At 39.9% G+C, this 12,382-nt stretch carries 8 protein-coding genes and 6 pseudogenes; all 14 read right to left on the reverse strand.

Going from position 1 to position 12,382, the window contains the following annotated elements; all coding sequences use genetic code 11:
* Positions 1–175 precede the first annotated feature (175 nt).
* On the reverse strand, positions 176–1,558 hold the full coding sequence (gene trhP, locus V3224_RS03265) for a prephenate-dependent tRNA uridine(34) hydroxylase TrhP (RefSeq protein ID WP_334468496.1): 1,383 nt from the start codon (positions 1,556–1,558) through the stop codon (positions 176–178).
* Between the two features lie 123 nt (positions 1,559–1,681).
* Positions 1,682–2,374: a two-component system response regulator BaeR gene (baeR, locus tag V3224_RS03270; protein ID WP_334468497.1), complete on the reverse strand. Its 693-nt coding sequence runs from the start codon at positions 2,372–2,374 to the stop codon at positions 1,682–1,684.
* Positions 2,371–2,565 (reverse strand): annotated as a pseudogene (locus V3224_RS03275) (ATP-binding protein); the annotation flags it as partial. The pseudogene V3224_RS03275 and the gene baeR, both read right to left, overlap by 4 nt.
* Positions 2,566–2,590: 25 nt before the next feature.
* The gene (locus V3224_RS03280) at positions 2,591–3,559 is read right to left on the reverse strand and encodes an IS110 family transposase (protein ID WP_032115191.1); all 969 of its coding nucleotides are present in this window, start codon (positions 3,557–3,559) and stop codon (positions 2,591–2,593) included.
* Positions 3,560–3,710: 151 nt separating this feature from the next.
* Positions 3,711–4,211 (reverse strand): histidine kinase dimerization/phospho-acceptor domain-containing protein, encoded by a 501-nt coding sequence (locus V3224_RS03285; RefSeq protein WP_334468499.1) that lies wholly within the window; start codon positions 4,209–4,211, stop codon positions 3,711–3,713.
* Positions 4,212–4,247: 36 nt separating this feature from the next.
* The gene (locus tag V3224_RS03290) at positions 4,248–4,940 is read right to left on the reverse strand and encodes a HAMP domain-containing protein (RefSeq protein ID WP_334468501.1); all 693 of its coding nucleotides are present in this window, start codon (positions 4,938–4,940) and stop codon (positions 4,248–4,250) included.
* Positions 4,937–7,300: an efflux RND transporter permease subunit gene (locus V3224_RS03295; protein ID WP_442889784.1), complete on the reverse strand. Its 2,364-nt coding sequence runs from the start codon at positions 7,298–7,300 to the stop codon at positions 4,937–4,939. The genes V3224_RS03290 and V3224_RS03295 overlap by 4 nt, the downstream gene beginning before the upstream one ends.
* A gap of 176 nt (positions 7,301–7,476) precedes the next feature.
* A pseudogene (locus V3224_RS03300) lies at positions 7,477–8,207 on the reverse strand (efflux RND transporter permease subunit); the annotation flags it as partial.
* Between the two features lie 223 nt (positions 8,208–8,430).
* Positions 8,431–8,796, reverse strand: a pseudogene (locus V3224_RS03305) (efflux RND transporter permease subunit); the annotation flags it as partial.
* Positions 8,797–8,993: 197 nt separating this feature from the next.
* Positions 8,994–9,248: pseudogene (locus V3224_RS03310) on the reverse strand (efflux RND transporter permease subunit); the annotation flags it as partial.
* A 57-nt stretch (positions 9,249–9,305) separates the two neighbouring features.
* On the reverse strand, positions 9,306–10,067 hold the full coding sequence (istB, locus tag V3224_RS03315) for an IS21-like element helper ATPase IstB (RefSeq protein ID WP_334467847.1): 762 nt from the start codon (positions 10,065–10,067) through the stop codon (positions 9,306–9,308).
* A pseudogene (istA, locus tag V3224_RS03320) lies at positions 10,054–11,077 on the reverse strand (IS21 family transposase). Before istA ends, istB begins: the two are co-directional and overlap by 14 nt.
* Before the next feature lie 46 nt (positions 11,078–11,123).
* The gene (locus V3224_RS03325) at positions 11,124–11,423 is read right to left on the reverse strand and encodes an efflux RND transporter permease subunit (protein WP_442889786.1); all 300 of its coding nucleotides are present in this window, start codon (positions 11,421–11,423) and stop codon (positions 11,124–11,126) included.
* Positions 11,424–11,629: 206 nt separating this feature from the next.
* A pseudogene (locus V3224_RS03330) lies at positions 11,630–12,256 on the reverse strand (efflux RND transporter permease subunit); the annotation flags it as partial.
* Between the last annotated feature and the right edge of the window lie 126 nt (positions 12,257–12,382).

Below are 12,382 nucleotides of genomic sequence, written 5' to 3' on the forward strand. Positions count from 1 at the left end.
AGTTCTACATTTTTCATTAACTATCTTATGATAATGAATATCGTATTGCTGTGATCTAATACATAAAAATGGAATTTTTCCTTAAATTATGTATTGTTATTATCACTATTTTTAAGATTACTAAAATTGCTTATAACTAAAGCAAACATATTACTGTTTACTTTAGTTTTTGAACTTACTTCATTGTTTGAATCTGTTGTTTGTTATGAGGGTTTCTGGTCGTTGTGCCAGCCAAATTGCGAATTAATAGCGCAAACTGCAGATCAACATCCTCAGGGATCGGGAGATAAACTTTATAGCCATTACCTCGTGCAACTTGAATAGGTAGGTTTTTTTTATCAAATAAGTCAGTTAAGGTAAATTGAATATTCCCTGCTGGTGTCATTAACTCTAAATTATCACCCAGACAGAATTTATTTTTCACGTCCACTTCTGCCAGCCCATCTTTACGTTGGTCGGTGAATTCACCAACAAATTGCTGGCTATCCGAAACAGAATAACCATATTCATAGGTTTGGTACGCATCATGGTTATGCCGACGTAAAAAACCTTCGGTATAACCTCGGTGAGCTAAGCCTTCTAGTGTGGTTAGTAATGAGGGATCGAAAGGTTTACCCGCAACGGCATCGTCAATCGCCCGACGATAAACCTGAGCAGTTCGAGCACAATAGTAGAAGGATTTGGTACGACCTTCAATTTTTAAAGAATGGACACCAATTTGAGTTAAGCGTTCAACATGTTCGATTGCCCGTAGATCTTTCGAATTCATAATATAGGTGCCATGCTCATCTTCAAAAGCGGTCATATAATCACCAGGACGTTTGCTTTCTTCAATTAAAAAAACTTTGTCGGTAGGCTGTCCATTACCTAATGTCGGCTGAATATTTTTTATCTTAATCGGTTGATGATGATGAACAATATTACCGATTGCGTCTTCTTTTCCTTCTTGTACTTTATATTCCCAACGGCAAGCGTTGGTACAGGTGCCTTGATTGGGATCGCGCTTATTAATATAACCAGATAGTAAGCAACGACCAGAATAGGCCATGCAAAGTGCACCGTGAACAAAAATTTCCAATTCAATATCAGGTACCTGTTGACGAATTTCGGCAATTTCCTCAATAGAGAGCTCACGAGACAAAATAATTCTGCTTAATCCCATTTGTTGCCAAAATTTTACTGTTGCCCAGTTAACAGCGTTTGCCTGGACAGAAAGATGGATCTCCATTGCTGGAAATGTTTCTCTCACTAGCATAATTAGGCCAGGATCGGACATAATTAAGGCATCTGGTTGCATTTCGATGACCGGAGTAAGATCACGAATGAAGGTTTTTAATTTAGCATTATGTGGTGCAATATTAACCACCACGTAGAAACGTTTTCCCATTTCATGGGCTTCTTTAATGCCTTTAGCTAAATTTTCATGATTAAATTCGTTATTACGAACCCGTAGGCTATAGCGCGGTTGTCCTGCATAAACAGCGTCCGCGCCATAGGCAAAAGCATAACGCATGTTCTTCAGCGAACCTGCAGGAGAAAGTAATTCTGGCGTAAACATATAATTTCTCAATCTGATAACAAGTCAGTACTTATTCTTAATCGGATAAGTTTTAAGTAGCTAATTCTAACGCCTTATGTGATGAAATCCAAATCAACCGGCGAGCGGATTAGCAAAATTTAATTAAACTAATTCCCAACGATAACCTAAACCGTATACTGAGCGGATAAATTGCCGCTCTTTATCTAATTGTTGCAGCTTGCGGCGCAAGTTTTTTATATGGCTATCAATGGTGCGATCAGTAACAATTCGATAATCATCATAGAGGTTATTCAACAGTTTATCACGGTAAAAAACTTTACCCGGATGTTGGGATAAATATTTTAATAATCGAAATTCCGCCGGTGTTAATTCAATGGTTTGATTTTGATAATGTATCTGATAGGCGCTTTCATCAATAATTAGCTTAAAGTCACTATTTTCTGCTGTAGTTTGTCGATAGCAACGGCGTAAAATGGTTTTAATTCTAACGATTACTTCACGTGGGCTAAAGGGCTTACAGATATAGTCATCAGCGCCAATTTCTAAGCCAACTAAGCGATCAAATTCTTCCGTTTTCGCTGTCACAATGATAATAGGGATGTCTGAAAATTGACGTAATTGACGGCAGATTGATAAGCCATCTATACCTGGCAACATAAGATCAAGTAAAATCAGATCCGGTGGAAAATGTTTTACTTGGTTAACGACACTATTACCCTCGAGTAACCAATCGCTTTGAAAACCAGCGGCCTGTAGATAATCAACTAATAATTGGCCTAACTTTGGTTCATCTTCAACAACTAAAATACGGTAGCAGTGATTATCGCAACTCATACATTTTGGCTTTTATGGTTATCATCTAATGGAAATTCTATGCTAATTTTTACGCCTCCTAAAGAGGAGGCTTGTGCGATAATTTTGCCACCATGGGCTTCAACAATATTATAACAAATGGCCAAACCGAGTTCTGAACCTCCATTGGCGCGATTACGCGAACTTTCAACCCGATAAAAACGCTCAAAAATAAAGCAACTGTCTTGAACAGTATATTTATGGAGCAACGTTATGATACGACTCATCCCATTCTTGGTTCTTTCTGAGAATCGCATTCAGGATAGTCAGCAGTTTGCGCATACAGGCAACCAGCGCCACTTTTTTGGCTTTTCCTGCTGCAACCAGCCGTGTGTAAAATGCTTTTATCACCGGATTGAAACGAGTTGCAACCAGTGCAGCCATGTACAAAGAGGTTCGAACTCCGGCCCGACCGCCAAAAATGGTTCGTCGGCCACGCATGGTTCCCGAGTCTCTATTAACAGGAGCTACCCCAACCAGTGCACTGATCTCCCTGCGCGAGAGTTTCCCTAACTCAGGGACTTCTGCCAGCAATGTAGCAGCAGTCATCATACCAATGCCTTTGATAGTACTTAGCCGCTCTGCAAGCTCGTTGAAATGATCCGTAATATGCTTATGCATATCCTCGTCAATCCGTTTAAGTTCATTTTCTAGTGCATTGATGATGTTACTGATGCTTTTTCTGTTTTGCGGGTGAGATGGATGCATCCGGTTTCTTTCAGCTACAAGCATTGCAATCAGCTGGCGTCTGCGCACCACCATAGCAGCAAGAATCTGACGCTCTGCATCAGGAATAGCCTGGATAAAACGTGACCGCTCAGGATGGCGGTTAATGACATCAGCCATCTGAGCTAAAACTCTGGCATCTATTCTATCAGTCTTTGCCAGATAGCCCATGGATCGAGCAAAGTCTCTGGCTTGCCTGGGATTGATAACGGCAACATCAAAACCTTCAGCCTGAAGAGCGCATGCAATCGCTGCCTCGAGACCACCTGTAGCTTCCATCAGAATCAAGGCTATGTTGTTCTTTTTCAGTTGATAAATGATGGTATCGAACCCGTCAGGGTTATTGCTGACTCTGAACTGCTCAATGTTATTGGTGCCTGCAATATCCAATGAAGCTTTAGAAACATCAATTCCTACACAAATTGGATTTAGCTGACTCATATTACCCATCCTTGCAAATACGTTATGAATTACGGACAACTGTTCGGGTTTCAGATGAGTGGCTAAGTGTATGCATCATTCGCTTTGCTACGGGCTATAAACCCCAGGGACAATCGGATTACATACACCTTGCCAAATCTAATCGCTATTATTATAACCAAATTTCAAGATACAAGGGATATTGATCTACTAATAAGCCTGGGGCGCTATCTTGCCAAATGAGATAAAATCGCTGTTGTGAAACATAACCTTGGATCCTCAGTGAGCCAGCTGAATGAGTATAAAGTAAACTGTTTTCCAGTAAATTATGCCATAGTTGGGCTAAACGATCAGGATCAGCATGTAAAGTTACCACACTAGGTAAAGTGATATTTAACGTTATTTTTTTATCAGCAAATCTGCCGCGATAGCTATTGATAGCTAACTCAATTTGTTGTACCAAATTGATATTTTTTTTTCGATAAACCAGTGAACCGCGATCAGACAGGGATAACTGATGTAAATCATTGACAAGTTTAGTTAATCTATTCGTTTCAGCTAATAAAGAATGTAATGTTGTGACCGAAAGCGGCCGGACACCATCTTGAATTGCTTCGAGCTCACCACGTAATATGGCTAATGGTGTGCGTAATTCGTGAGAGATATCTGCCATATAATCACGCCGCATATGTTCATTTTTTTCTAAAGTTTAGGCTAGCTGGTTAAAATCTTTAGCCAATTGACCTAGTTCATCTCGACTCGAAATTCGCACGCGAACCGCAAAATTACCGGCAGTAAGTTGGTGGGTACCCTTAAGGATATGTTTGATTGGTTTGAGAAAATTTCTGGCTAATAGCAATGAGGTGATTAGCGCTACCAGCAATGAGAACATGGTCACCAGAGAACTGGTGAGATGTTGTTGGCGATCAAAATTAATATCCGCTTCACGACTGATTTTATCAGCTGCATTACTAATAACCCAACCTACGATCTGGTTATGATATTTGACCGGTTTTTGAATAATATCTTGGCTAGCAGTGGGTAATATTCCACGACCTGAAAGTCTGGTCATATTATGATCCACAATCCAAACTTGAGTACGCCAGCTTTTGGTTGAAGATTGAACCGGCAGATCATTTTCTTGTTCCAGGGTATTAATGATCTGGGTTACGGCGCGGCCATTATGATGCAAAAACGTCCAATTGCCGGTTTGCTGGTACTGTTCAGTCAGTGCTTGAGCAATTAGGCTGGTACGTAATTCATTGCTTTGTCTTATATAGCCAATAAAACCTTGCTCAAAACTTAATCTAATTCCCCAGTGCATAGTAAAAACGATCAACAGACAGAGGGCAAAGATAGCAAAAAAAAATTTATGGGTAACCCCCCTAAACTGTACTTTCATTCAAGCCTCGCAAACAAGCGCTTTTGTTGTAGATATGTCTGCAGCTTATCGAAAGCGAGATAAACCACTGGGGTGTTATAAAGTGTTAATATTTGACTAACAATTAAACCGCCAACAATGGTTATTCCTAAGGGTTGGCGTAATTCAGCACCATCACCATTACCTATAGCCAGAGGTAGCATGCCAAAAATTGCTGCAATGGTGGTCATTAATATGGGGCGAAAACGTAATAAGCTAGCTTTAAATATGGCATCATGTGCGCTGAGTAGACTTTCTCTTTGTGCCTGGATGGCAAAATCCACCATAATAATGGCATTTTTCTTAACTATACCAATTAATAACATAATACCTATCAATGCAATTAAACTAAAAGGGGTATTGAACAATTCTAATGCTAATAAGGCCCCTAAACCGGCAGACGGTAAAGTGGAAATAATGGTTAATGGATGGATATAGCTTTCATAAAGGATACCAAGTACAAGGTAGACCGCGACTATGGCGGCAATGATCAGAAATAATTGCGTTTTTAAGGTTTGTTGAAATATTTTAGCGGTACCTGCGAAGGTACCACGTACAGTAGACGGCACACTTAATTGGATCATGGTCATTTCTATTGCGTTAATGGCATCATTAAGGGTGTAGCCTTCATTAAGATTAAAAGAAATAGTTGATGAGGCAGATAATCCTTGATGATTAACACTTAATGGCGCATTAGTGGGTTGCCATTTGGCAAAAAAGGAGAGCGGAATCGGTTTACCCTGTTTATTAATCACAAACATTTTATCTAATGTACTGGTATCTTGGGTATATTCAGGTGCCACCTCCATGACAACTTTATATTGATTCATTGGCTGATAAATGGTTGATATTTGTCGCTGGCCGAATGCATCGTTAAGTAAATTGTTTGCTTCTTTAACATTAATCCCTAATTGTGCCATTTTGTCACGATCATAAGTTATCGCCATTTCAGTGCCTTTATCCTCTTTGTCAGAATTAACGTCCGCGAGTTGGGGCAGTGCTGCCAGTGCTTTACGAACTTGTGGTTCCCAGTCACGTAACTCATCTAGATCATCGGCAAGAAGAGTAAATTGATAACTGGCAGTAGCCTGACGCCCACCAGCCCGAATATCTTGCACGGGTATAAGGAATAAGTTAGCACCCGGTTCATTTGCCAGTTGAGTTCGCAATCGCACAATTACTTGATTTGCCGTTTCTTTCCGCTTATTTAGGGGCTTTAAAGCAATAAACATGAAACCGCTATTCATTCTGCTGCCACCAATAAAACCGGTCACATTGTCAATGCTAGGATCCATATCCAACTGCGTCATAAAACGGGTCATTTTAGTTTTCATGGATTGAAAAGAGATACTCTGATCGGCCCGTACATAACCTAGTAACCGGCCAGTGTCCTGTTCGGGGAAGAATGTTTTTGGGATACTGATATAAAGATAAATATTTAAACCGATAGTGGCGAGTAAAACTAACAATACATTTCGTTGATGAGCTAAAACCCAATTTAATGTGACACTGTAACTTTGTTGTATTTTTAATAATAACCGGCCAAAGCCCCTTATCTTATGGGTACTAAATTTTTTACTTTCTTTTAATAGATAAGCACACATCATGGGGGTCAGGGTAAGTGAAACAAATAATGAGATCAAAATTGCTGTGGCTAAGGTAATGGCAAATTCATGGAAAAAACGGCCAACTAGTCCTCCCATAAAGAATAGCGGGATAAAAACGGCAATTAAAGAAATACTCATCGACAATACGGTAAAACCAACCTCACTAACACTGATAATGGCAGCTTTATGCGGTGTTAAACCGTTTTCGATGTGGCGCATAATGTTTTCAATTACCACAATGGCATCGTCGACAACAAAACCGGTCGCGACCGTTAATGCCATTAGTGATAGATTATTAAGGCTGAAACCACATAAATACATCGCTGAAAAACTACCAATTAGTGAAACGGGTACCACAATAGCGGGAATAATTGTTGCCCGGCCAGAACGTAAGAATAGGAAAACCACTAAGATCACTAAACCGATCGCAATCGTTAATGCTCGCTCAACTTCTGTCAGCGAGGCTCGAATGGTCGGGGTTCTATCTTGGGCAATGGCTAAATCAATACTTGCTGGTAGCATTTTTCTAAGTTCAGGTAGCTCAGCACGAATACGATCGACGGTAGCGATAATATTGGCGCCAGCCTCGCGTCGAATGACTAAAATAATAGCCGGTTTGCCAGCAGTCATGCCGGCGGTGCGAATGTCTTGTAGCGAGTCTTTGATATTAGCAACATCCTGTAGTCTAACTACTGGGTTATTATGAGAATGAATAATACACGAGTTTCGCACCAATAAAAAAACGCGCTATTTTTAAGTTTAATTCAGCATGATATATAAATAGACAAAACCTTATAAATTAAATACAAGTTATTGTAATTTAATAAAATTTATGTGTTTTAGTAACTTACAGATTAACCATTGCTTTTAAGCCATTTCTAGAACTTTATATGCCTGTGCGAAACTCATGTAATAATGGGTTGATAATCGGCAGCGGTTTTTAATTCATCATTGGTTTTTATTTGCCAACGTGATTGTTCATCATTTAAATAGCCAAGTGGGCGACGAACATTGGCATTATTAATCGCTTCTCTTACTGTATCTAGGGCAATGCCTTGATTAAATAGTACCGTGGGATTGAGTTCAATACGTACCGCTGGCAGTCGCCACTAAAAGAAACTTCACTGACACCGGCTATTTGGGCAAGACGTTGTGCCAGCCGGGTCGAAGCGATGTCATATATTTCACCGATTCGATAGCTACTGGAAGTTAAGGTTAGGATCATGATTGGGGCATCGGCTGGATTAGTTTTGTAGTAACGTGGGCGTGAAGGCATACCGGTAGGTAGCATACTTTGCGCTGCATTTAATGCCGCTTGGACTTCTCTAGCAGCACTATTGATGTCTTTATCAAGCTCAAATTCCAGCGTGATGTTAGTATTACCTAGCGAACTGTTGGACGTCATTTCGTTAATACCAGCAATTTGACCTAAAGCCCGCTCTAATGGTGTCGCGACTGAAGAAGCCATGGTTTCCGGTGATGCACCTGGTAGTGAGGCGGTTACTTTAATGACGGGGAAATCTATTTGTGGTAAAGGTGCGATAGGCAGTAACATAAAAGTTAAAACACCACATAGGGTAATTGCTACGCTAAGTAGGGTTGTTGCTACCGGACGTTCGATAAATAATGCGAACAATTTCACAGCAACGGCTCCTCTCCCTTTGATGCCTGATTATGGTGATGGCCAGATTTCCAATGGCTAGCTAGCCGGTCAAAAAGTAAATAGATCACGAGTTTCGCACAGGCGTATAAAATACTAGAAATGGCTTAAAATCGATGATTAATCTTCAAGTTACTAAAACACATAAATTTTATTAAATTACAATAAGTTGCTTTTGATTTATAAGATTCTGTCTATTTATATATTATGCTGGATTAAACTTAAAGATAGAGCGTTTATTTATTGGTGCGAAACTCGTGTAGATCACAGGCGTAGTAAAAAGCGTTAATATTTGACTCAAAATTAAGCCACCAACCATGCAGGTTCCTAGCGGTCGGCGTCACTCAGCGCTGACTCCGGTACTTAACATTAAAGGCAGAGCGCCAAGCAGAGCGGCCATTGTGGTCATCAAGATAGGTCTGAAGCGTAATAAACAAGCTTGATAGATAGCTTCCTCGGGTGATAAACCTTGCTCTCGCTCTGCGGCTAGCGCAAAGTCAATCATCATAATGGCGTTTTTCTTGACGATGCCTATCAGTAATATGATGCCGATGACGGCAATAATATCCAGCACGAGTTTCGCACGGGCATATAAAATTCTAGAAATGGCTTCAGAACAATAATTAATCTGTAACTTGCTAAGACGTATAAATTTACTTAAATTACAATAAGTTATTTTCAATTTATGAGATTTTTTCTATTTATATATTATGCTGAATTAAACTTAAAAATAGAGCGTTTTTTTATTGGTGCGAAACTCGTGTCCAGTTCATAACCGGCTATCATTAAAGCTAATAGCGCGCCAACGCCAGCAGTAGGTAGGGTAGAAAGAATGGTAATTGGGTGGATAAAACTTTCATATAAGATACAGAGAACGATATACATGGCAATAATTGCCGCTAAAATAAGCCACAAAGTATTAGCCAGTGCTTTTTCAAAGGCTAATGTTGCTCCTTGAAATTGGGTAATAATGTCATGGGGTAATTCAAGCTGATTTTCTATCTGTTTGATTGTTGTCAACGATCACCGAAAACTGATCCACTTTTTAGCTAAATCCGATCAATCAAAATTGATCCACTTTTACTCAGTCATTGCTCCTGAGCGCCGCTTATCTTTCAATCGATAGCTTTCACCGCTTAATTGCAGTACATGCGAATGATGAAGTAAACGAGCAAGCATAGCGGCAGTTAATGTTGCGTCATCAGCAAAAGCATTTGGCCATTGCCCAAATGATAAGTTACTCGTCAATATGACACTGCCATGCTCATAACGCTTGGCAATCACATTGAAAAACAGGTTTGCTTCTTCTCGCCCAAACGGCAGGTATCCAATCTCATCGATAATCAACAATTTCGGGGCCATCACCGAACGTGATAGATATTGTTTGAGCTTATTTTGTCGTTTGGCAGTTGAGAGTTGCAACATCAGTTCAGCTGCCGTGGTAAAGCGGGTTTTCTTCTTGGCCTGTACTGCTTTTAATCCTAACCCAATAGCTAAATGCGTTTTGCCCACACCGCTTGGGCCAAGCAACACGACATTTTCATTACGTTCAATAAACGTTAATGCGCTTAATTCCTGTATGTGTTGTTTGGGGATCCCCGTTGCAAACTTAAAATCGAACGTATTAAGTTCTTTATGTGCTGGGAATCCTGCCATCCGACTCAAAAGATTACGGGTTCGTTCATCTCGTTGTTGTTGCTCACATTTTAATAGGGACAGTAAAAACTCTCCGTAGCTTTTGTCTTGGGCAATGCATTGTTCGGCAAGTGATGACCAATGAGTCGGAATAGAATTTAATTTCAATGACTCACACAGGTGTTCAATTTGTTCATGCAATAACATGTTCACCTCCCAGCAATGCTTCGTATACGCTGATTGAGTGTTGCAAACTGACAGATTCAAGGGGCGGTACGATACGGATATTAAGCGTATCAGTCTGCGGGATAGATTGGCAAACCCTTGCTGGTAAGGGTAGAAGATACTTAACTTCCTTAGCTAGTCTATCTGCTGGCTTCTCTAACGTTGTTCCATGAATCCGCTGATGGGCAACGCGTTGTAACCAGGGCCCCACTCTTGCATTAGCTATCTCAATATCCAGTTCAAGATTATGAGCACGAAGGTCGGTATTTAATGGTACGATAAAGCTGTTTTTTAAATAGAGGTTAAAGCGCTCTACTTTCCCTTTAGTTTTTGCCCTGTAGGGCTTGCAAGCACACAATTTAAACCCGTAATCTTTCGACATGTAATTTATGTTCACCTTCTGCATAAGCATCCCGTTCGATGATGAGGGATTTTGCGTTATCACACAATATTTCGTGTGGTACACCACCAAAATAGTCGAAAGCTTCTCGTAAACCTTGTTGCCAGGATTCTGCTCGTTCATTATCAAAGAACTTTACATAACTCGCACGCGAATAGCCTAGCGTTGCAACAAACGCTTTTAGTGATTTTTTACCTCGCCGGATGCTGGTGAAGTCGATTTGCATTTGTTGACCTGGCTGTGTTTCAAAACGGACGACAGCTTCGGGAACAATGCTTGGTTTAAATTGACAAACAAATCGGCGTAATTGAGCAATACCGCCTTGATAGCCGCTTTCAACTACTTCATCAAATAAGACTGTTGCAGGGATCCAATCAGGTTTAGCCAGTTCAATTCGCTGAAGCAAATAAGGTTTAAAGGGTGCTAATTTAGTCGGTTGTTGACTTCTTTTAGCATAAGTTGGCATTGTCTGTTGTTGTAAATGATGTTTTACGGTGTTACGGGATATGCCCAATTCACGGGCAATTTTTCGAAGGCTTTGTCCTTGTGCAAAGCGAACATGAATATCCACAAATATCTCCTTGGTTAACATAAATTATCCGTACAAAAATGTGCGAATAATACCAAGTGGATCAGTTTTAGATGATCGTTAGTGGATCAGTTTTGCATGATCGGTGACATGTATTGACTGCGCCTTCCAACGAGCTACCTTTAGCGACATTAAAGGAAAATGTCGCCGAAGGAAATTGGGCTAAGTGATTAATTGATAAAGGGCCATAACTCTGTTCAACTTTAGCTAATATGGTTAGCGGCACCATAGTGTTTTGGTTGCTTCGTAAACGAATATTATTTAGCGCCGCCAGACCAACACCTCCTTCAACGCCATGCTCAAGAATAACTCGATACTGATTAGCCTGGGTATAGATTGTCGAGATCATTCGTTGGCCAAACGCATTATATACACGAGTTTCGCACAGGCCTATAAAATTCTAGAAATGGCTTAAAAGTAATGATTAATCTGCAAGTTACTGAAATGCATAAATTCACTTAATTTACAATAAGTTATATTTAATTTATAAGGTTTTATCTATTTACATATTATGCTGAATTAAACTTAAAAATAGAGCGTTTTTTTATTGGTGCGAAACTCGTGATATAATGCGTTATCAATGGCCGACATGCTAATGCCTAAATGGCTAGCTGTGTCGCGATCAACAGTTACTTTGGCGATTAAACCTTTATCTTGCCAATCACTACTTACGTCAGTAAGTTGCTGATTGGCTTTTAAAGCGTTGAGAAGCTTGGGTAGCCAAAATGAGAGTTGTTCTATAGAAGTCGCTTGTAAAGTAAATTGATATTGGGTGCGGGAAATCTGGCTATTAATAGTCAGATCTTGCATCGGCTGTAAAAATAACTTGATACCTGGAATCTTATTAACTGCTTGTTGTAACCGAGGGATAATGACATCTATCCGCTCATGGCGTTGATTTAATGGTTTAAGGGTAATTTGTAATCGCGCATTATTAAGGGCTGAATTGCTACCATCAACACCGACGAAAGTGATGACATTTTCTACCGCTTGATCGGCTAATATTTGTTCCGCAATTTGTTGCTGTTTTTCTGCCATTGAGGCAAAAGAACTCGATTGTGGTGCTTCGATTACGCCTTGCAATAATCCATTGTCTTGTAAGGGAAAAAAACCTTTTGGGATCATAATATAAAGCAATGCTGTTAGTATCAATGTGCTAATGGCGACAGATAGTACTAGCCATTCCACGAGTTTCGCACGGGCATATAAAATTCTAGAAATGGCTTCAGAACAATAATTAATCTGTAACTTGCTAAGACGTATAAATTTACTTAAATTACAATAAGTTATTTTTAATTTATGAGATTT

Origin of the sequence: Arsenophonus sp. PmNCSU2021_1 (genome assembly GCF_036919435.1) — a bacterium.
In the GTDB taxonomy this organism is placed as follows: Bacteria; Pseudomonadota; Gammaproteobacteria; order Enterobacterales; family Enterobacteriaceae; genus Arsenophonus; species Arsenophonus nilaparvatae.

Coding starts and splice junctions, on each gene's coding strand:
- trhP (WP_334468496.1), bottom strand. CDS start 1,558: ATGTTTACGCCAGAATTACTTTCTCCTGCAGGTTCGCTGAAGAACATG.
- baeR (WP_334468497.1), bottom strand. CDS start 2,374: ATGAGTTGCGATAATCACTGCTACCGTATTTTAGTTGTTGAAGATGAA.
- V3224_RS03280 (WP_032115191.1), bottom strand. CDS start 3,559: ATGAGTCAGCTAAATCCAATTTGTGTAGGAATTGATGTTTCTAAAGCT.
- V3224_RS03285 (WP_334468499.1), bottom strand. CDS start 4,211: ATGGCAGATATCTCTCACGAATTACGCACACCATTAGCCATATTACGT.
- V3224_RS03290 (WP_334468501.1), bottom strand. CDS start 4,940: ATGAAAGTACAGTTTAGGGGGGTTACCCATAAATTTTTTTTTGCTATC.
- istB (WP_334467847.1), bottom strand. CDS start 10,067: ATGTTATTGCATGAACAAATTGAACACCTGTGTGAGTCATTGAAATTA.
- V3224_RS03325 (WP_442889786.1), bottom strand. CDS start 11,423: ATGATCTCGACAATCTATACCCAGGCTAATCAGTATCGAGTTATTCTT.